20 protein-coding genes are annotated in these 20,957 nt (G+C 49.7%); 7 read left to right on the plus strand and 13 right to left on the minus strand.

Translation table 11 applies throughout. The annotated features are described in order from the left end of the window. Positions 1–256: 256 nt before the first annotated feature. The gene (gene hpsL, locus NC980_RS15190) at positions 257–1,852 is read right to left on the minus strand and encodes a hormogonium polysaccharide biosynthesis protein HpsL (RefSeq protein ID WP_190379450.1); all 1,596 of its coding nucleotides are present in this window, start codon (positions 1,850–1,852) and stop codon (positions 257–259) included. A 104-nt stretch (positions 1,853–1,956) separates the two neighbouring features. Here hpsL and NC980_RS15195 point away from each other — a divergent pair, with 104 nt between their 5' ends. From NC980_RS15195 to NC980_RS15210, 4 genes are all read left to right on the plus strand, one after another. Beyond that, complete coding sequence (locus NC980_RS15195) at positions 1,957–3,579, plus strand: glycosyltransferase family 39 protein (RefSeq protein WP_190379451.1); 1,623 nt, start codon at positions 1,957–1,959, stop codon at positions 3,577–3,579. Positions 3,580–3,606: 27 nt separating this feature from the next. After that, positions 3,607–4,830, plus strand: a complete 1,224-nt coding sequence (locus NC980_RS15200; RefSeq protein ID WP_190379452.1) for a glycosyltransferase family 2 protein — start codon at positions 3,607–3,609, stop codon at positions 4,828–4,830. A 99-nt stretch (positions 4,831–4,929) separates the two neighbouring features. Next, positions 4,930–5,841, plus strand: a complete 912-nt coding sequence (locus NC980_RS15205; protein WP_190379453.1) for a tetratricopeptide repeat protein — start codon at positions 4,930–4,932, stop codon at positions 5,839–5,841. Positions 5,842–5,862: 21 nt separating this feature from the next. Further along, positions 5,863–7,044, plus strand: coding sequence for an ATP phosphoribosyltransferase regulatory subunit (locus NC980_RS15210; protein WP_190379454.1), 1,182 nt, complete (start codon positions 5,863–5,865; stop codon positions 7,042–7,044). A gap of 201 nt (positions 7,045–7,245) precedes the next feature. Here the strand turns inward: NC980_RS15210 and typA are convergent, their stop codons facing one another. Beyond that, a complete protein-coding gene (gene typA, locus NC980_RS15215; RefSeq protein ID WP_190379455.1) occupies positions 7,246–9,042 on the minus strand; it encodes a translational GTPase TypA in 1,797 nt (598 codons plus the stop codon). Positions 9,043–9,094: 52 nt separating this feature from the next. Beyond that, on the minus strand, positions 9,095–9,574 hold the full coding sequence (locus NC980_RS15220) for an EVE domain-containing protein (protein ID WP_190379517.1): 480 nt from the start codon (positions 9,572–9,574) through the stop codon (positions 9,095–9,097). A 162-nt stretch (positions 9,575–9,736) separates the two neighbouring features. Here NC980_RS15220 and NC980_RS15225 point away from each other — a divergent pair, with 162 nt between their 5' ends. Then, positions 9,737–10,558 (plus strand): phytoene/squalene synthase family protein, encoded by an 822-nt coding sequence (locus tag NC980_RS15225; RefSeq protein WP_190379456.1) that lies wholly within the window; start codon positions 9,737–9,739, stop codon positions 10,556–10,558. A gap of 66 nt (positions 10,559–10,624) precedes the next feature. Here NC980_RS15225 and NC980_RS15230 read toward each other — a convergent pair whose 3' ends face one another. The 7 genes from NC980_RS15230 to uraH form a co-directional block, all read right to left on the minus strand. Continuing rightward, positions 10,625–12,097: a hypothetical protein gene (locus tag NC980_RS15230; RefSeq protein WP_190379457.1), complete on the minus strand. Its 1,473-nt coding sequence runs from the start codon at positions 12,095–12,097 to the stop codon at positions 10,625–10,627. A gap of 192 nt (positions 12,098–12,289) precedes the next feature. Then, positions 12,290–12,547, minus strand: coding sequence for a type II toxin-antitoxin system RelE/ParE family toxin (locus NC980_RS15235; protein ID WP_190379458.1), 258 nt, complete (start codon positions 12,545–12,547; stop codon positions 12,290–12,292). A gap of 6 nt (positions 12,548–12,553) precedes the next feature. Beyond that, positions 12,554–12,772, minus strand: a complete 219-nt coding sequence (locus NC980_RS15240; RefSeq protein ID WP_242027210.1) for a DUF2281 domain-containing protein — start codon at positions 12,770–12,772, stop codon at positions 12,554–12,556. Positions 12,773–12,796: 24 nt separating this feature from the next. Then, complete coding sequence (locus NC980_RS15245) at positions 12,797–13,705, minus strand: MoxR family ATPase (protein WP_190379459.1); 909 nt, start codon at positions 13,703–13,705, stop codon at positions 12,797–12,799. Between the two features lie 64 nt (positions 13,706–13,769). Next, entirely contained in the window at positions 13,770–14,687 is a 918-nt protein-coding gene (locus NC980_RS15250) for a bifunctional riboflavin kinase/FAD synthetase (protein ID WP_190379460.1), read from the minus strand. A 60-nt stretch (positions 14,688–14,747) separates the two neighbouring features. After that, positions 14,748–15,980, minus strand: coding sequence for a glycoside hydrolase family 10 protein (locus tag NC980_RS15255; RefSeq protein ID WP_242027211.1), 1,233 nt, complete (start codon positions 15,978–15,980; stop codon positions 14,748–14,750). Between the two features lie 326 nt (positions 15,981–16,306). Continuing rightward, complete coding sequence (uraH, locus tag NC980_RS15260) at positions 16,307–16,666, minus strand: hydroxyisourate hydrolase (protein WP_190379461.1); 360 nt, start codon at positions 16,664–16,666, stop codon at positions 16,307–16,309. A gap of 41 nt (positions 16,667–16,707) precedes the next feature. Here uraH and NC980_RS15265 point away from each other — a divergent pair, with 41 nt between their 5' ends. Further along, positions 16,708–17,406 (plus strand): DUF559 domain-containing protein, encoded by a 699-nt coding sequence (locus NC980_RS15265; protein WP_190379462.1) that lies wholly within the window; start codon positions 16,708–16,710, stop codon positions 17,404–17,406. Here the strand turns inward: NC980_RS15265 and gatC are convergent. Together gatC and NC980_RS15275 are read right to left on the minus strand one after the other, a co-directional pair. Beyond that, entirely contained in the window at positions 17,403–17,690 is a 288-nt protein-coding gene (gene gatC, locus NC980_RS15270) for an Asp-tRNA(Asn)/Glu-tRNA(Gln) amidotransferase subunit GatC (protein WP_190379463.1), read from the minus strand. The two genes, NC980_RS15265 and gatC, sit on opposite strands and share 4 nt — an antisense overlap. Positions 17,691–17,711: 21 nt before the next feature. Continuing rightward, positions 17,712–18,233: a photosystem I assembly protein Ycf3 gene (locus tag NC980_RS15275; protein ID WP_190379464.1), complete on the minus strand. Its 522-nt coding sequence runs from the start codon at positions 18,231–18,233 to the stop codon at positions 17,712–17,714. A 141-nt stretch (positions 18,234–18,374) separates the two neighbouring features. On the opposite strand from NC980_RS15275, the gene NC980_RS15280 reads away from it, so the two are divergent. After that, the gene (locus NC980_RS15280) at positions 18,375–19,631 is read left to right on the plus strand and encodes a hypothetical protein (RefSeq protein ID WP_190379465.1); all 1,257 of its coding nucleotides are present in this window, start codon (positions 18,375–18,377) and stop codon (positions 19,629–19,631) included. A 19-nt stretch (positions 19,632–19,650) separates the two neighbouring features. On the opposite strand, the gene NC980_RS15285 is transcribed toward NC980_RS15280, so the two are convergent. Then, the gene (locus tag NC980_RS15285; protein ID WP_190379466.1) at positions 19,651–20,844 is read right to left on the minus strand and encodes a SpoIID/LytB domain-containing protein; all 1,194 of its coding nucleotides are present in this window, start codon (positions 20,842–20,844) and stop codon (positions 19,651–19,653) included. Between the last annotated feature and the right edge of the window lie 113 nt (positions 20,845–20,957).

Below are 20,957 nucleotides of genomic sequence, written 5' to 3' on the forward strand. Positions count from 1 at the left end.
ACCCGGTAGGTTTCCCGCAGGCTATCTTTAAGTTTGTAGAAAGAGATGAAGGTGATTTAATTCTTCTCAGTACTTTGTTTAGAAAAATGAATTTAGTGAAAGAGTGATGATTCTTGCTAGAATATCGCAATTTTTTTGAAGAAATGATGATGCAATCTACAAAAATCGTGATTTTTATTCAAAAATGCTGCCCGTTGTCGCGACAAGCGCGATGCTCATCAAAACGATCGCGCATTTTGTTAAAACAGACGCGATTTTAGCGCTTTCTCTTCTTCTTTTTCTTCGGATCTTCGACTGGAATTGGCTCTAATCGATCAAGTTCCGGCAATTTCAGGGCTACACCCGCGAAAAACCAGTAATACACTGCAACCGGATCGACATCCAGCGGATAGTAATAAGTGTTGTAGCTAATCACTAAAACGAACGTCCAAAATACTGCGCCATAGCCCCGGAGATTTTTGTCTTTTACAGAGTGATACGCTTTGAAACAGGCGATCGTTAACCCCGTCACCAGCACTAGAAACAGAATGACTCCAATTGGTCCAATTTCATACATCACCTTGGGATAGTACGTTTCAATCAATTCCGTTTCTCCCATCGCCCGCGCCGAATTTGTCGCCCGTCCTAATCCTTTCCCCAGTAAACTGGCTCCCCGTACTACCGTATTAAACTGTTCTTTGATAAACGCATCTGGTGGTGACGCATTCCAGCGGCTCACAGCGCTATCTACTCGCTCTTGCACTACTGCTGGATTCGATGCCATCGCCACGACGATCGCACCTACTAGCCCAATCCCGATCGGCAAAAATCGCTTCAAGTTCGCAATCTGACCCGTGGTAACAAGCTGAATCACGATCATCGTCGGCACTAGCATCAGTGCAATCCGCTGTCCGCAAATCACCGCCATAATAATCGTCCCCAGCATCCCAATCCCGCCGATGATTTTCCAGAGGAGATTGCGATCGAAGAACGTCACAGCAAACGTTGTAAATGCGCTCGAAATTAGATACCAGCCCCACTGCCACGGAGCTACAAAGGTTCCAGGTAATCGAATCACTCCTTGTTCTGGCGTATACAGCAGCGATCCCCCGACAAAGCAACGCGCATCTAGAGAAGCTTTAAACAAGTCTGCACCTTCTCCGACGGTTCCTTTACAGCGCCCAGTTTTGAGCAGCATATACTGCACAAATGCTAGTCCACAGCAGACAATCACAACCACGACCGTAATTCGCATCAGGTTGTAGACATCCTGCTTCTTCTTGATCAAATAGTAGGCACAAGGAATCAGCGGTGCGTATCCCAAGAGCACTTTCAAGCCCAAAATGCCCATCAAAAAGGGCTTCTCAGAGGGCTTACCTGTAAATTGCTGCGCCCCGTTGACAAACAACAGCACCAAAATGCAGTAAACCAACAGCAACAGCAAGGGAGTCTTCAACGATGGTGGAATCATCATCGAGAGCTTCTGCCGCTTACAGCCTTGATAAATCGCAATCAGAGCAGGAATGTACATTCCATCTTTTGCCAATTGCATCAGGGGATTATTTCCCACCGTGGCATAGGTGATTGTGCCGCCAAATGGCATATAAATCAAAAAGGCGTGAAGCGCTTGCCAAGGGAACTTAAACGACAGCATCAGCGTAAGAACTCCCGCAAATCCTCCTGCTCCGCCTTTGATCCCCCCGATCGCAAACAGCGCCATTCCAACCACGATCGAGATCATCGTGGACATGGAAATAAAGTTCATTGCTGCTTTGCGAGCCTGAATTGCTTGGCGCTTTTCGGCTAAACGTTCCTTCAGGGTCAGCGTTGCGTCTGTGTCGATCGAGGACTTGCTTTTCTGCTTTTTTGCCATAAGAGCCGGAGAACACGGAAAGCTGCGGTCAAATTAAGCACCTGAATCATAGCCGAGATTGCAAGAACGGGAAGACTAATTGCAGCCCTCCAGCAAATTGAATCATGCTCACTCGAAATGCCCTGCGCTACGGGCGAAAAGCCTTAACCCTAGAGATGTTGTTAGGCAGCGCGATCGTCATTGGGATCTGTTTCCGCATTCTCAATCTTGGAACCCGCGAATTCTGGTACGACGAAGTTTTGTCGCTGCTGCTCTCGACGGGTCAAAGGCTGCAATACTCACTGCCCGACGATACGCCGATCGCGCTTGCCCGATTCACGGCTTTATTAAGTTTGCCGCCTGACAATTCTTTGGGTGCGATCGCCAAAACCCTACAAGGCCTAGTGCGAGGACTTTACAAAGGGGAACCTCATCCCCCTGTTTTCTTCTTCGCTCAACATCTCTGGTTGCGTCTCTTTGGCAATAGCGAGATTGCGATGCGGAGTTTGCCCGTCTTGTGGAGCTTGGGCGCGATCGCGGCTGCTTACGGATTGGGACGGAAATTACTCGATCATCGTAGCGGCTTACTGTTTGCGGCACTGCTGGCGACGAATCCCTTTTATCTGTTCCACTCGCTGAATGTCCGAATGTACACGCCCTTGGTACTGTGGGCAATTCTCAGCGTTTGGGCGCTGCTGGAATTGATTTCGCGCCCTCGCTGGAAGTGGCAAGTTGGGTTTATCGCGTCGATCGCGCTCGGTCTGCTCACCTTTTACTTATTTGCCTACTGGGTTGTTGTTTTGGCAGCGTTGGCGCTGGTTCTTGATCGCAAGCACTGGCTGCAACATGGCATCAGAATGACGGTCGCGGGACTGCTCACTCTGCCGTGGGTGATTTCGGGAACTTTGAAGCAGTTACGAAACGCCGACCTCGATCGCTTCGGAGTGCGAGACGGCAACCCTGCCTTATTGCACCTTCAAGATCTCTGCCAAACGATAGGGGCGCACTTAATTGTGGGCGATTGGGCAACGACCTTATCGGTGCAGCCGACCTTAATCTCTGGGCTGATTGCAGCTGTGGTACTTGGACTGGCGACAATCTATCTTTGGAAGGCTAGGCAAAAATTAAGCTTGACGATAGGGTTGGGGATGAGTTTATTCCCTCTGCTCCTAGCATTTTGTGTCGATATGACGACGCAAAAATATACGCTGGGGTTTGGATGGGGACGAGCGCTGATCTTTGTGCTGCCAGGATGCTTATTGCTGATGACGATCGCAATTCGACAACTCAAAGCACAGCAAGGGATCGCCGCGCTCCTGGTACTACTGCTGTACTTGGGGATCGATGCTGGGGATTTGACTTTAAGACCCCGATCGGTGTTTCATCAAGTGGCAGAGATGGTTCAACTCGACTCGGCTCCGACGCTGATTGCAATGGATTCCCAAGCTTGGGGGCACGTCAATCGCTTGGCGTATTACATTCCGCCCACCAGTCCTGTGGATTTACTAGCTCAGCCTGCCAGTCAACTCAGTACCAGCCTAAAAGCCACACTTAAAAATTCTGATTATCGTCGGGTGATTTGGCTTGAAAGTGGTGATCCAGTCTGGTCGTCACCTGCAACCGTTCAAGAACGTCAACAGATTCAACAGGTTTTAGAGGAACGATTTTCGCTCTCCCAGACTCGATCCCTTACGGGAACCATGAGTCTCGATCAGTTTGAACTCAAACTATATCAAACTGCCCGATAATCTCTGTCGTTTTATCCTAACTACGTCATGATTGTGCCTCCTTCACTTTTGTTGCCGCCCTCTGGTGAGTTAAAGATTCCGTATGCTCCAGAAACCGAACGACCCGCCAAGCCGATCTACTTTTCGCTGGTGGTTCCGACTTACAACGAAGGGCGGAATATCGAACAGGTGGTACGAGTGTTATCGGGATTGCTTGATCATGCGCTCCCGAATGATTACGAATTAATCATCGTGGACGACGATAGCCCTGATCGCACCTGGGAAATCGCGCAGCAGATGACCGCAGAGTATCCGAATTTACGGGTGATGCGGCGACAGGACGAGCGCGGTTTATCAACCGCCGTGATTCGGGGTTGGCAGGCTGCGCAGGGTCAACTGTTGGGGGTGATCGATGGAGATTTGCAGCATCCGCCAGAAGTTTTGCTGAAACTGATTCAGGCAGTGAAAAATGGTGCCGATCTCGCGGTTGCGAGTCGTCACATCGAAGGTGGGGGCACGAGCGACTGGGGCTTTATTCGTCGAATGTTGTCGCGGGGAGCGCAGTTACTCGGCTTGATGATCTTGCCGAACGTGGTCGGGCGGGTATCTGATCCAATGAGCGGCTATTTTATGGTGAGACGCAGCGCGATCGCGGAATGTCTGATGAGTCCGCTCGGTTACAAAATTCTGTTAGAAGTTCTCGGTCGGGGACAAGTTGATCGCGTTACCGAGGTCGGCTATGTGTTCCAAGAGCGACAGGAAGGTGAAAGTAAGGTCACTTGGCGGCAGTATGTTGAATACTTGATGCACCTTGGAAAGCTGCGATCGCGAGGCAGAATCGGACGGCTGCGCGAGAAGTTCCAGTTCGGGCGCTTCTTACGGTTTGGCTTGGTGGGATTCACTGGCGTGTTCGTCGATATGGCAGCGTTCTATCTGCTCAGAGTGCATTTCGGCTTGGGGATCGCTCGCAGTACGATCCTCTCGGCTGAACTGGCGGTTGTGAATAACTTCCTCTGGAATGACTTGTGGACATTTGGGGATATTTCGCGGGGGCAGCCTGGAAAACGCCAGCGATTTAAGCGCTTCCTCAAATTCAACATGATTTGTTTGATGGGAATCATTCTGCAAGCGCTGATTGTGAGTCTGTTTCACGATGTCTTTGGCATCAATGAATTTATTGCTAAACCGATCGCGATCGTGCTTGTCACCTTCTGGAATTTCTGGATTAACCTCAAGCTCAGTTGGCGCGTGACGGATGTGCGGCGCAAATAGGTTGACCTGTCGATGTCGCGCTTTGCCGATTTAAAGGAACTATAAAGACGGCGAACGCACTGTTCGCTGTTTTTGTTCCTCGACATCACAGGTTAACCCATGAGCTTTCAGATTGATCGCGGACTGTTTCTGCTGGACTTCTCCGATTTTCACGCGATTTTAGGAGTTTCGATCGAGGCAGAGGTTAAAGAAATCCGCAAACAATACCTGAAGATTGCCCGCCGCCTGCATCCAGATAGCTGTGTTGCAGAGCTTGGGTGTGATAAACAGCTTGCCGAACAACTGTTATCCAAATTGGTCAATCCAGCTTGGCAGAATCTTTCTCAAGAAAAAAACCGCACCGACCATCTGCTGGTGCTGAAGATGAAAGGCCAAGGAGCCGCCCGCAAACGTCACGAACTCGACTTTGGTAGTAGTCTTGCACGGCAGCTTTTGTCTTCTAGCAACGCTGACTATTTCTACCGCACTGCCCTGAAGGACTTGTCCGATCGACAATACGAGCAGCTAGACCAAGCGATCGAACTCACCGCCCAAATTAGCGAACTGAATTTGGCGTATCTGGTGATGAGAGAAGGCGCTTCCGAGGGCAGCACACCCAGAAGTCAAATCTACACCACGACTTCTACGTCAACAAAAGCGCCCACTCAAGCCGCTCCTACTCCGATCGAATCGCTCAACGATCAGTATTACCGTCGCGCAGAAGGATTCATGGCAAAGGGAAATTATGTCCAAGCAACGATAGAATTGCGAGATGCCCTAAAAATTGAGCCAAACAGTAGCCGCTGTCACAGTTTAATGGGTGTGGTGTATTTGCGGCAAAATCAACCGACGATGGCGAGAATTCATTTCAACAAAGCGCTCTCCATCAATCCGCAAGACCCGATCGCGCTTGAGGGCAAACAAAAGCTCGAACCTCCAGCAGCAAAACTGCCAGAGAGTAAACCCGCAGCTAAGCCCACAGCAAAATCTAGCGGTAGTCTGTTTGGCGGTCTTTTTGGCAAGAAAAAGTAACGCTTATCTCATAAAGACTCAATGGTTTACCAGCCCCCCGCAGGCGCACGCGATCTCCTGCCTCTCGATGTCGCGCAAAAACGTTGGATTGAAGATCGGCTCCAGCAAGTGTTTCACGGTTGGGGCTATCACCGGATTATTACCTCGACGCTGGAACGCCTAGATACGCTCATGGCAGGCGGCGCGATCGAGCGATCAACGGTGATTCAATTACATCAGCTTGAGGAAGATCCCCTCGGTTTGCGCCCGGAATTGACCGCTTCGATCGCCCGCACGGTTGCCACTCGGCTATCAAATAGTACGTTTCCCCAACGGCTTTATTACAACGCTAATGTGTTTCGTCGTGCTGAAGAAGGCAGTCATAGCTGTCAGCAAGAGTTTTATCAAGCGGGAGTCGAATTGCTGGGCGGTGGCGGTCTGCGATCGGATGCCGAGATTCTCTTACTATTAATGGACTGTTTAAAGAGTCTCGATCTTCCTGGACAGTTGATTTTAGGTGAGGCGGGATTAACGCGATCGCTGCTCTCTGCTTTTCCTGAAGCAATCCGCTCTAAGGTACGTCACGCCATTGCCCATCTCGATCGACTTGGATTGGAAGCCTTACCGTTATCGGATGAGCTACGCGAGCGAGCGTTGCTGCTGTTGGATCTGCGTGGAAAACCTACGGATGTTCTCCAGAAAGTCAGTAGTTTGAACCTGAATGAGACAGAACGGTCGATCGTCAGTGATCTCAAATCTCTAATCGAACTTCTACAAGTCAGCGTAGAAGTTCATTTGGTGCTGGATTTAAGCTTGATTCGCACGTTTGATTACTATACCGGCCTTGTGTTTGAAGTGGTAGCGCAATCGGGGCAAGTGGTACTCGGACAGGGCGGAAGATACGATCGCTTGCTCGGACAGTTTCACCCGCAAGGCGAATCGATTCCGGGGATCGGCTTTTCGCTTCAGCTTGAAAATCTGCATCAATTGTTGCTGACCACCGGACAGCTACCGAAACAAACGCCAGCGTGTGATTGGCTGGTCGTGTCAGAGGTGCCGCAGCTAGCGTTTGCTCATGCTCAGAAGTTGCGGCAATCCGGCGATCAAGTTGAAGTGGATTTGAGTTCTGCAACTCGCGAGGAGATTCGAGCCTACGCAGAACAACGACGAATTTCTCAGATCGCTTGGGTTCAGGCAGATGGAGAGGTTGTCTTAGAAAAATAGAAAAGGAGCGATCGATAAAAGTTCGATCGCTCCTTTTCTATTGTGTAAACCCTAGTTTGATAGAGGCCTGCTTCGATTACGACTCCGGGAAGCCCCCATATTCCCCACTCGTGGGAGATTTAAAGAGATGCCCCCTAAATCTCTGCCTACAATGGAGGATTTAGGGGGCACAACCCGCTTAAACCGAAGCGAGGGACTCCATTACTTCTTTGCTAACTTCTTCGCTTTCGCCACTTTCCGCAATCGAATCGATTCAGGGGTGACTTCTAGCAGTTCATCCGGCCCGATGTACTCCAGAGCGCGTTCTAGGCTCATGTCGATCGGCTCTTTCAACTGCACCAATTCTTCACCCCCCGATGCGCGGTGGTTGGTCAATTGCTTCGTTTTACAGACATTGAGTTCGAGATCTTGGGGTCGATTGTGTTCACCCAAAATCATGCCCTTGTAGACCTTTGTACCCGGACGAATAAAGAACACACCGCGATCTTCAGTGTTCTGCATTGCGTAGAAGGTTGCAACTCCTTCTTCAAACGAGATCAGAACACCGTTACGACGCGCTTCGATCGCGCCACTGATCGGACGATACTCTAAGAAACTGTGGTTAACGATGCCCGCGCCGCGTGTCAGTCGCATACACTCACCCCGGAAACCAATCAGACCCCGCGCCGGAATTACAAATTCTAGATTCGTGCGTCCGTTGGTTCCGACCTGCATATCCTGCATTTCGCCCTTACGCTGTCCAAGGCGCTCAATACAGCCACCGACTGATTCTTCTGGGACATCTAGAATCAAGGTTTCAAACGGCTCACAAGGTTGACCATTAATCTCACGGAAAATCACTTGCGGCTGAGACACTTGGAACTCATAGCCTTCCCGACGCATCGTTTCGATTAGGATGCCTAAGTGCAACTCGCCTCGACCAGACACCGAGAGTTTATCCGGCGAATCGGTATCTTCGATCCGGAGCGCTACGTTGGTTTCGAGTTCCCGGTACAAGCGATCGCGCAATTGCCGCGACGTAACGAAACTGCCTTCTTGACCGGCAAACGGTGAGTCGTTTACCGAAAAGGTCATCTGCAAAGTTGGTTCATCAACTTTAATCAACGGTAATGCCTGCGGATCGTTGGGATCAGTAATCGTTTCCCCAATGTTGGCATTAGCAAATCCGGCAACGGCAACAAGATTTCCAGCCGTAGCTTCTTCAATTTCGATCCGCTTCAGTCCCTCAAAGCCCATCAGCTTCGAGATCTTCGACTTGACGATTTCTCCGGTTTCTGTGACGATCGCTGCTTGCTGACCCATTCGGATCGAGCCATTGTGAATCTTACCGATCACAATTCGACCGAGGTAATCGGAATAATCTAGCGTGGTGACTTGTAGCTGAAGGGGCTTGGTTACATCTCCGACTGGCGGTGGAACGTGGCGCAAAATCGCATTAAAGAGTGCCTGCATATCGCTTGCCTCTTCTTCCAGCGTATCTTTTGCAAATCCTGTCAAACCAGAACCAAATAAGTACGGGAACTCGCACTGGTCATCATCTGCGCCGAGTTCGATGAATAGATCCAGCACCTTATCGACTGCAATCATCGGGTTGGCGCGGGGACGATCGATTTTGTTGACAAAGACGATCGGGCGCAGTCCTTTTTCTAGCGCTTTCTTCAGCACGAATCGCGTCTGCGGCATCGGGCCTTCGTTGGCATCTACAATCAAGAGACAGCCATCAACCATGCCGAGAACGCGCTCAACTTCACCACCGAAATCCGCGTGCCCGGGCGTATCGACAATATTAATCAGCGTTTCTTTGTAGCGAACTGCTGTATTCTTCGACAAAATCGTAATGCCCCGCTCACGTTCGAGATCGTTCGAGTCCATTACACAGTCTGGGACTTCCTCTCCCTCGCGGAACGTTCCCGCTTGCTTAAGAAGAGCATCGACAAGCGTAGTTTTACCGTGGTCAACGTGAGCAATGATGGCAACGTTCCGAATGGGAAGAGTCATAAAAACGACCGTTAGGGTGCAAGAATTCGTAAAAAGGCTTAACAATTCTATCCTAACGGCTTCGCGTTAAGTTGGGAATTTGATCAGAAACTAATGCCAAAATTCGATCAGCAATTTCATCCGCCACAGGCAGCACGGATAATCGATTGCCCTGGCGCACGACTGCGAGTTCATCTGGCGTGAAGGTCTGACGCAAGCGATCGAGCGAAATCAACGGCAATTTCTTTATAAACTCAACTTGCACGGTCTGCCACCGGGGAGACTCGATCGACGATTTCGCGTCGTAATATTTGCTATCGGGATCAAACTGGGTCGGATCTGCGATATTAGATTCCACAATCTTCATTAAGCCTGCAACCCCAGGAGGATTTGCATTGGAATGATAGAAAAAAGCGACATCTCCCGATGTCATCGATCTCAGATAATTGCGGGCTTGGTAGTTACGAACGCCATCCCAAACGGTGACGTGATCGTGCTCTAAGTCGGTAATTGAATAAACGGCTGGCTCTGATTTCATTAACCAATACTGCATCACATCGTCCCAATTCTGCGGGCAGTCTACCGCACCCTCGGTCATCGATCTGAAAGTGTTGCTAAATGTCAAATCTCCCTAGTTTGCTACATCGAATCTGGAGAAACAGTTTTTCGAGAACGCAACCTGATATAAAAGTTTCGAGAGAGGAGTGAACATCGCATGAACTTAGATAAAAGCGCTTTGGATGTGTTAAAAGAAACGAGCCGTACCTTTTACATTCCAATCAGTCGATTGCCTGCCGGACTGCAAGAAGCAGTTGCCTCGGCGTATCTCTGTATGAGAGCGATCGACCAGATCGAAGACCATTTGACCCTGGACAATGCGGTGAAAGCACGAATGCTGCGGCAGATTAGCTTAGTTTTGCAGGCAGGTGATCGCGGATTTACGGCGGAAGACTTTCGCCCGATTTTTGCTTCAGAATTAGCCTACCTTGAAGAAGTTACCCTGCGTATCGATGAGTGGCTGTCCTATGCGCCCTCGGACATTGCCCCGCGAATTTGGGAAGCGATTTCAACCATGTCCGATCGCATGGCGCACTGGGCAGACTACAACTGGGAGGTGCACACGCAAACGGAACTCGACCAGTACACCTTTAGCGTTGCGGGATCGGTGGGATTGCTGCTGTCGGATTTGTGGGCATGGTATGACGGCACGAAGACCGATCGAATTGAAGCGATCGGGTTTGGGCGCGGCTTGCAGTCGGTGAATATTCTCCGTAATCATAGCGAAGACTCCACTCGCGGCGTGACGTTTTACCCAGAGGGTTGGACAAATATTGAAATGCAGGCTTATTCTCGTCGTCAGCTTGAGCTTGCAAATGCGTATGTCGCCTCTCTTCCAGAAACGAGTCCGGCTTTGGATTTCTGCCGCATTATTTTAATGCTAGCTCATGCGAGTCTGGATGCAATGCAGCATGGAGCCGAGAAGTTAACGCGATCGGAAGTGTTGGAATTGGTTCAGCAAGCGACAAAAGTGAGTTAATTCGATCGAAAATCCCGTAGAGAGAAACATAGGCTACTTCTCCCTATGGGATTTTCCATCATCAACTTAGGAATGTGGCTTCGGAAAGCTCGGTAGTTCAACCGCTGCAAGCGACTCTCGCTTCTTCTGCGATCGCTGTGGATACACAATCGGCGATGGGCTACTTTCTGAAGTCAAAACATCGATCGGCTCAAGGGTGTGATCGCTAGCACTGAGCGTAATGAACGGCGAAGCAGAGGAAATCGCCGGCTCATCAATCAGCGGCAGCCCTAAGCTAAACGGATTTGCAGCGATCTCTTCGATCGTCGGCTCCTCAACCGGAAGCGATTCGAGCGTAGGCATTTCTGGAACAACAGTCGGTTCATCCTCCTCAGAAGCCTCAACCGTTAGAGAAGGCTCAACGACTAGAGATTTACTGGCGTTGGGCAAGAACAAATCAATATTGTGATGAACGCTGGGCTTTTCTTCGGAAGTCGATCGCGCGATCGTGTAGCTGAGCGGCGGATGCACGACGATCAGTTCTGGCTCTGCCATTTCAATCACTTCGTGCTCGATCGTTTCGTGGTTAATCTCAACGGCTTCAGTCGCGGTTATTTCGGGTTCTTCCTCGAAGAGACTGTCATCATCGGGAGCCACTGCCCAGGCGCTTTCAGGTGGGACAAAGGTGTTTACCGTTTCGGATTCCCAAGCTTGCTGATCGAGCGTGGTAGACCAGGGCTGAACAGGCTGTGCCTTGATAAAGCTAACTGATTCGCACTGAGACTCGCTCTGTGAGATTGCGTAATCAACTGACTCTTCAATTTTTTGAGTCGCAGAAACATCGAGGCATTTTTCCAGTGCAGCTTTGAATTGCAAGGTGTATTGCTGCTGACGATGGAGGCGCGATCGCAAGTCCCGACAAGCGTTCTCAGACTGGCGCAATTGCTGAATTTGATCGTCGTAGCGCTGCTGGGTGAGGGCACAATCGCGCTCTAACTGGGCCACCTGAGTTTGGCTAGCTTCGAGTTGTGCGGTTAGCGTTTCGATCAGAATTTGTTGCTTTTGTTGAGCTTGATGAGCTTGTTCTAAGCTCTGAGCCAGTTGATTGACTTCGGTTTGAGCGGTTTTAATGGTTTGAAGCTGCTCCGCGATTTGCGCTTCTTGGTCTTGCAATCTCTGACGCGACGCATTTAACGCCTGACGCTGTTTTGCGATCATGGTCGCTTGCTGTTGAGTCAGGTGAGTGAAGCGGGTCGATCGCTGTTCTGCTTCGGCTTGCTGAGTGCTGATCTGCGTCTCAAACCGTTTGGTTTCGGCTCTCAAAGTGGCGTGGGCTTCTCCAAGGGCAAATTCTAACTCCGACACCCGCGATCGCAATCGATGATTGTGCTGTTCTAAATCTCGGATGCGGAGACCCACCTGTGAAGGTTCTGGCTCGGCTTCTGGAATGGTATCGACATCGATCGCATTGGGAAAATTTACGGTCGTCCAGTCCTTTTCGGTTTCGGATGGGTTCTCGACTGGATCAGAAGGGAGGTTTTGGTTTTCAGCTTCACTCATGGGATAACCTGCAAGACGTGATCAACTCAGCACAGCAGCGTTTCTACAACGAGAAACATTGAATGATATACAGTTATAGCGACAGTTGTGAAAAAATGAACGTTTTCTTCTAAATTTCTGTCATGCGTCCACTTAACTTATCAAGTCTTGGAAGAAAACGAACATTTGCTTCAGAAATTGAGTGGTAATCAACTAACGATAAATGTCGCTGCGATGTCCAAGCTTAATGATAAGCACAATTAAGTTTTCATCTTCAATCCGATACACCACACGGTAGTCTCCAACTCGAATTCGGTATAGGTCTTTCTCCCCCGTTAGCTTTACCATGCCAGAAGGACGGGGTTCATCTGCAAGTGCATCAATTTTAGGACTGAGACGTAACTGTATTTCTAGAGAAAGGGCTTTGAATTGCTTTGCTGCTCTTTTCGAGAACTCTACTTGGTAGGACATTTTAATCTACAAGCCAAGTTCAGACTTTAGTGATTCCCAAGAAACTGTTCCTTCTCGCTCAACTTCTTCAAGTACAGCACGAGCCTCTTCTAGGTCTTCCTGATTTTCTAGTGCTTCTTGCTGCTGTTTCGCCCTCAAAAATCTAAGAAAGTCCAATACTTCGTCCAAGATTGGGTCAGGTGCTTGTTCGATCTCTCGAAGTAGCAGTTCTTTTGTATTCATCATCTGTTCAAAAGCAATACTGCTATTTTATGGAATCGCGATCGACCACAGCAATCGATCAACAATGATTCGCGATCGAATACCACTGGCTGCAATGATTCGGTGCGAGAGAACGTGGGGCGCGATCGCTTTAACATCATCCGGGATCACATAGTCGCGACCTTCGAGAAATGCGAAGGCTTGTACCGTTTTTTGGAGTGCCACGGTTCCGCGTGGGCTGACTCCTAAAAGAATCTCTTCGTCTTGGCGGGTCGATCGGACTAAATTCAAAATGTAGTGCTGAAGCGAGGATTCCACCCGAACCTGAGAACACAGGACTTGTAACTCGCGAATCTCTTCGACACTGATGCAAGGCGGCAGATCTTGCACCCGTTGACCCGACTGCAATCGCTCTAACATTTGCAGTTCTTCGGATTCGGTCGGATATCCCAGCGACAGCGATAAGGCAAACCGATCCATCTGCGCTTCTGGAAGGGGAAACGTCCCTTGATATTCCGCCGGGTTCTGAGTGGCGATAACGAAAAACGGAGTGGGAACTTTGCGCGAAACGCCGTCGATCGTCACTTGCTGTTCTTCCATCACTTCAAGCAGTGCCGATTGAGTTCTTGGAGTAGCGCGGTTAATTTCATCAGCCAAGAGGACATTGGTGAAAATTGGTCCCGCCATGAATTCAAACTCGCCGGTGCGGGGGTTCCAAATATTTGTCCCGGTGACATCGGTTGGCAGTAAGTCCGGTGTGCACTGAAGCCGCTGAAACTTGCCGTTAATTGATCGCGCTAATGATTTTGCCAGCAGTGTTTTGCCCACACCTGGAACATCTTCTAATAGCGCGTGACCTCCAGAGAGTAGCGCGACGAGAACCAATTGAATTGCTTCTTGCTTGCCGACGATCGCTAAACTCAAATGCTGCGTTAACTGCTCAATTCGCGCTCTCATTGGGGCACTCCTACCGGGTAAGTCCTGTTGATCATACCCACGGTTACCAGGACTGGCGACAATTCTAGGGAATCGCTGTGAGAGCGGTTCTTGCAGTGTCGCAGTCGGCTTTGATTTGCGCTTTGAGATCGTCGAGCGAAGCAAACTTCTGCTCTGAACGGATGAATTCTTCGAGTTTCACAATCAGCGTTTTGCCATACAAATCGCCCGACCAATCGAGTAGATGTACCTCGATCGTTTGACTCATACCGTTTACAGTCGGTCGATTGCCGATATTCATTACGCCCAGGATTGCCGTTGCACCCACACCCAAAACTCTGACGGCATAAACGCCTTGTCGTGGTACGAGTTTGTGCGGTAGAAGTTGTAAATTCGCAGTCGGAAAGCCGATCGTTCGCCCAAGATGCTGTCCGGTTACGACTTGTCCGGTCAAGCGATACGATCGTCCCAACATTCGGTTTGCATTGTGCAAGTCTCCAGACAGCAATGCTTCTCGAATGGCAGAACTGCTAATTCGCGCTCCATGAGTTCGCAGGAGTGGCACGATCGATACTTCAACTCCAAAAGTTGCCGCGATCGCTTGCAAATCTGCTGCGGTTCCCGATCGCTTATATCCAAAGCAAAAATCAGCCCCAACGCTAACCCGACGCGCCTGAAGCTGATTAACCACAATTTCTTCAACAAACCGCTGCGGAGACAAGCTTGCTAATTCTCGATTAAACGGCAGTAAAACGAGCTGCTCTACGCCCATTTCCTCAAGCGTCAGTACCTTTTCTTCGTGCGGCGTGAGGAGAGATCGACGCTCTCCGGTAAAAAATTCTTTTGGATGAGGGTTAAATGTAACAACAGTAGAATGCAAGATTCCATCGTTACTTAAGACAGGCGTAATTACTTGTCGATGCCCTAGATGAATGCCGTCGAAATTTCCTAGAGCAACGGCAGTTGGAGTTAAAGCAGTAGTCGGCGAAGAGGTGATCCACACACTTTACATTTTGACATACATCGACTGAATTGATTCAGTCGATGGGGCGAAGAAAATGAACTACCTCATCGAAACGCCTGAGCGATAAGCTGGAGCCGGAAACAACGCTTCAAACCCAGCCTGACGGTAATTTGCCGGCTCCGGTGCAACGTCCCAAAGGCTTTCGTAATAGAAGTACGCTACTCCTAAGCCGCGATCGCGTGCCGCTCTCGTCTGCTCCTGAATTTGGTAGATCGAAACGGGATTCGTTCGCTGTCCTGTAAACACGCCTACGCCAGTCGGGATTCTCTGCTGGGCAAATTGAATTTCTGGACGCGAAATCTTTTCGATAAAGCTCTGCAAATTCGGACGATACACTTGCACAATCAGTTCGTCTGCAATCCCTTGTCGTACCCAAGCGAGCCAGTCTTGCAGATGGAATTTATAGGCAAAGTCATAGTAGTTCGGAGAAATCGAGACGATCGCGTTTGATTTGCGATCTTTGACGGCTTTTTCCAATTGCGCCATGAAAGCTGTAATTTTGTTCGCTCTCCAGCGCATCCAAGCTTGATCGGCTGGATTTGCGGGTACGTCTTTTTTGGTTTCTTTCTTGTAGAGCGATCGCGTGTACGCATCGTAGCCGAACTCACGCGGTAGGCTCATATTGTCGTCAAACTGAATCCCATCAACGTTGTACTGCGTCATGACCTCCACCACGAGCGAGGTAATGAACTGTTGCACTTCAGGATGAAAGGGATTGAGCCAAGCAACTTCACCTGCACCACTGATCGAAGTTTGAACGCCGTTGCGCTGTTCGGTGAGCCAATCGGGGTGATTGACTGCCAGTTCCGAAGTTAGGGGAGTCATAAAGCCAAACTCAAACCAGGGAACAACCAGCAGCCCTTGACGGTGAGCACGATCGACCACATCCGCCAGAATGTCATGACCATCTGATCCCCGATACACAAACGGCTGAATGCCTTGACGCTGCGCGACTGCACTCGGATAGGTCACATAACCAGAATTCCAAATCACGGGGTAAATAGTATTGAAGTTCAAGCGCCCCAGTTGATTCATCGCCTCTTGAACTTTTGTGCGGTCTTTCATCACATCAAGATCGTTCAGCGTCAGCCAAACGCCCCGAATTTCAGGACGAACGATCGGGACTGTTGGTGTTCCAATCGGCAAGACTGCAGGTGTTTGAGCGATTCCAGGCGTTTCAGTCAGAATCACTGCGAGCAAGGACACCAAAAACAACGGAATGAGAACCGCTTTTCTCCAATGCTGTAACAAGGTGCGAAACTGAATAGCCATGAGAAACTCTATCAACATCAAAACGGACAAACCCAATGCACCAGCCATAGTTTACAAGCATTGCGGGAGCGCATCAGGGTAGACGCGATCGGCTCGTCAAAACTTTTTATCGCTAGCGAAGGACATTGGACTAACATATCGACGCAATTGGATCGACATCATCGCTGACGTAATATTCTCTTTGAGGTGCCCGATCACTCCCGGTTGCCTCGGAGATTGTCAGGTTGTGTGACGCAGTCCTAAATCATTCATGGCATTGGGGGATAGGGGCACTTCTCCCTCGTCAGGTTTTGCTGAATTTGTGGGAGATTCGGCAGTAAGTCGCGTTAACTGCCTCGGTAGGTGCTATATGACCAAGGAGATGCCAGCAGTGGCACATGATAGTGAGCGTCCGCATCTGCAATTCCAAACCGAATAGGAATACGATCGAGAAAGGCGGGTTCCGGGGTTTTAACGGATTTTGCTGCGAAGTAGTTTCCAATCACAAACACTAACTCATAGGTTCCGACTTTAATCTCTGACTCATTCAACATCGGGCTATCGGTGCGTCCGTCAGTGTTTGTTGTCACTGTTTTGAGATGCGTTTTCTGCTCTGTTTGCGGCTCGATCGCCCAAAGTTCAATCGTTAAATTCGCAGCCGGACAGCCGTGAGCCGTATCGAGAACGTGAGTGGTTAGCTTACCCATGTGAATTCCACACGCTTGAATTTCAGCGGCACAATAGAAGCATGGAGAAGTTGCCCATAGTTCTATTCCCGGAAGTCGATCGCGCTCCGTTGCCACCAGTCGGAACTCATCATAAGCCACCACGCGGACGATCGGAAAGCCAATTTGAGCGCGATCTATGGCGCTACTTTCCCGGCAAGATTCACACGGGTTTATTAGTCAAACGCCCAGAATTAGTGCAGCCTTATGTGCCGGATTTTGCTTATCTCGATCGCGCTCTTGCCATTGATATTGAAGTTGACGAGCCTTACACATACGACACGCGCCAGCCGATCCATTTTCTCGACTGCCCGAAAGATCGCTCGCGCAATCAATTTTTCACCGATCACGGTTGGATTGTGATTCGCTTTAGTGAAGCGCAAGTGATCAAATCTCCTGCAAGTTGCTGTAAGGCTATTGCATCAACGATCGCGCTAATAAGTCACGATAATTCAATTATGTCTGCATTTCGCCAGGTTCCGACTCTGAAGCCCGATCGACGTTGGACAGCAGAGCAAGCCCAACAACTCGCCGCACAGAATTATCGGGAACGACTGCAGCACCAACCTGCAGAAGAATCGCTCAAACAGCGACGTACCCAACAATCCAACTTGATGAATGGCGATCTGAGCTTCCATTGCCCAACCTGCGGCGAATTGGTTCGCTGGCAGGGGCACTACATCAAATGTGCGAATTGCGGGTACGACAAATTTGTACTCTAGCCCGTCACGATCTTTGGCACTTTGAAGAATTCGCCGTCTCGATCGGGTGCCCCTTCTAAAATCGCTTCTCGATTTTCATAAGGTTGATGTCGATCGACGCGCACGACGTTGCTGACATCGATCGCCCGTGTTGTGGGTTGGACATTACTTACATCTAACTCGCTCAACTGCTCAAAGTAGTCGAGAATATTGTTCAACTGCGTGGTGAACTTTTCTTCTTCTTCAGGCGTGAGTTGCAGTCGGGCAAGATGCGCCACTTTTTGCACTTGTTCGCGATCGATCATGAGACGCTCCAATAAAACCGCTTAGAAGTATACATCGATGTCCGATCGACCCGTCGTTTTCAGCCAGTTTTGCGCTTCAATGTAGTTGTTCGGCGCTTGCAGAATCGCTTGTTTCCAGTAGTCTGCTGCTTGATCAAATAGCTTTTCGCCTTCGTCTTCCCTACCGTCTTCTTTCGCTCTTTCTCCCATATAGTGATAGATCACAGCGATGTTATTCAAAGCTTGGGGCAGACGGGGATTTTCTTCTAGCGCCTCATGATACAAGCTCAAAGCTTTTTCGTGATTGCCGTTGCTGGCGTAGATTAGACCCATGTTGTACAGAACGTAGCTGCGATCGTTTGGGTCTTCTTCAAGTTTGAGCGCTTCTTCGTAGTTTTCGAGCGCTTCTGCGTATTCACCATCTGCTTGCGCCGACATCCCATCACGATAATAGGCAAACGCTTCTTTTTCCTTACGGGAGGCGGGAAAGACTTTCAGAATGATATCCGCCATGACGGTGAAGCTTTTATCGATGAAGTTGTCGTTGCGTTGAGATCTAGACATAAGGCAAAGGTGTTTGTTATACAGCAAGACATTTTTTAGTGTAGCGCTCAATTGATCGTGCTTCTTCGGCAATCCATAAGACGACACAATTTCATGAAAGCTAAACTAAAGAAAGAGTAAATTCTGCTCAGGAACCCTCTTATGACCGCATCCCCTGATCCCGCCATTTTGAGAGCGATCGAATCTCTGAACTACCGCGCTACGGTCGGAGATGTCGCTACTCAAGCTGGCTTAAATGTAAATTTTGCTGAAAAAGGACTCCTTGCTCTCGCTTCCCAAGCAAACGGAGAATTGCAGGTGGCGGAATCTGGCGAAGTTGTTTATCAGTTTCCGCGCAATTTTCGCGACATTCTGCGCGATAAAGATTTTCGACTCCGCCTGAAAGAAACCTGGGAAAAAATTTGGCGCGTTTTGTTCTACCTGATTCGGATGTCGTTTGGGGTCGTGCTGGTGCTGCTAATCGTGGCATCGTTTCTAGCGATTCTGGCGCTGACGATCGCCATGAGTTCCAATCGCGATGACGATCACGGTGGCGATTTCTCGATGCCGACGGTTTGGTTTAGTCCCGACTTTTTCTGGATTTTTACGCCCGATTACGATCGCCGTCGGGTCGATCGCCAACATAGCAACCTGAACTTTCTGGAGTCGATTTACTCGTTTTTATTTGGAGATGGCAATCCTAATGCAGATCTAGAAGAGCGGCGCTGGCAATCGATTGCAGCCGTGATCCGCAGCAATCGCGGAGCCGTGATCGCAGAACAAATTGCACCGTTTTTAGACTCGGTTGGTACAGTTTCGGAGCAAGAATCTGAACAGTATATGCTCCCCGTCTTGACCAAATTTGACGGACGACCCGAAGTAAGCCCCGATGGGCAATTCGTTTATCATTTCCCCTCACTGCAAACTACCGTGTCTCAGCAGGAACGGCAGTGGCTCCCTGCCTTCTTGCGCGAATCACTTTACCAATTTAGTCAAGCAAGTTCTGGACAAATTACCTTAGCCGCAGGTCTGGGAGTTGCACTGTTGATTCTGGCGATCGTTCTCACGGGAATGACGGCTGGAATTGGAATTGCTGCTTTGAGAGTGCTTGCGTTTATTGGACTCGGTTATAGTGCGGCGTATCTTCTGATTCCAGGGGTTCGCTACTTCTCGATTAAAGGACGTAATCAGAGAATTCTAGACCGCAACCGAAACCGAGAACTGCGGGCGAAGCAATTGGCGCAGAGTGATCTGATCGTTCAGCACAAACTCGCTTATGCTCAACAATTTGCGGCTGAGACGGTGATTCAACAATCCGATTTGATTTACTCAACCGATCGCGACCTAATCGAACAAGATATCGATCGTTCAGCACAAATCGATGCCGAGTGGCAGCACCGCTTAGAAGGCAAGCAGTAAGCCACTCGGCGCTGTGCCGTTACTGCACCTGAATTTGAGCCAGTGCAGTATTGAGATAATACTGCTGCAAGATCTGCTGGTAATTGTAGTTTTGGCGTGCCATGTTATAGGCTCCCCACTGACTCATGCCCAATCCGTGACCAAAACCGCGACCGTTGATGACAAACCCAGCGACGGCTTGTTTTTGTCCGCCTTTACTGGCAACAGGTTGAAACTGCGGTGCGACGGTGAAGAGCGTACTTCTCAAGCCCAACGCCGATCGCACAGCATCGCCGTCCACAACTTTTGAGCCGCGATCGCCAACGATCCGCATCGATTGAACTCGTCCGCAAACTGGAGTCGTTTTCACAGGCTCCATACGCTGCAAATTCCCTACGCCGAATCGAGTGCCAATCTCAGCCGTAGTGAAGGTTTTCGACCATTCATTCACGGGTGAGCCTTGATCAAAATTATTTCGCACCGTTCGCAGGTAGGGTAGCGCTTGCACCCAGACATCTTCAACATTCTCGGTGCAGCCTCCTGCTGACGAATGGAACACCGCGTTGATGACCCGATTGTTATGGGTTAAAACTTGTCCAGTTGTCGCTAGAACGGCTTGCTGGGTTCCGGTAGATTCGGATTGCAGTCCGTTGTAGACCTGCCAACCCTGAGTATCACCAAGGTCGAAAATGCCGTTTCTGGCGTTTTGGCGTTCGTGCAGGGCATAGCTGCGGGCTGCAACGGCTTGAGCTTTCAACGCTTCTTGGGGCCAGTTGCCGTTCATTTCTGCACCCAGAACGCTAAATAAATATTGCTCTAGGTCTACGTAGTTCACGGCGGTCAGTCCTTTCCCTGTTGGAACGAGATAGACTCGACCGCGATACCAGCGATTGCCAATCCACACAACCCCGTTTTTGTCTTTGGGAACAATCCACAATGCACCGGACTGCCAACGATCAAGCGCGACTCCCCCGTTTTTGACTTGGGCGGCAAAGCCGTTCATACCTTGAATTTCACCGACCACGCGCTGAGCGCCATCGAGAACTTGAGCGTTGACCGAGCTACCGACATTGACTTGGGGTACGTCCTTTTCGATCGCAACGCGCAACTCGACGGATTTCTGAGCGCGAACAGGCATCATCGTGGCTGCCCAAATCAACAGCGCCAAGCCGAAGGATTTCGGGAAAAAGGTGAACAGCGAGAGGAGCGATCGAGCATTCATTTGATTAACCATTGCAACAGGGGTTTCATTAATAACGAACAGCGGTCATGCCAAGCGGTCAGGATCAATTTGCCTCGATTTGCAGAAGTTATAACATTCGTTACTTTGTGATGAAAAGCGTTGAG

Origin of the sequence: Leptolyngbya sp. AS-A5, from assembly GCF_039962495.1 — a bacterium.
Lineage (GTDB): Bacteria > Cyanobacteriota > Cyanobacteriia > Leptolyngbyales > Leptolyngbyaceae > Leptolyngbya.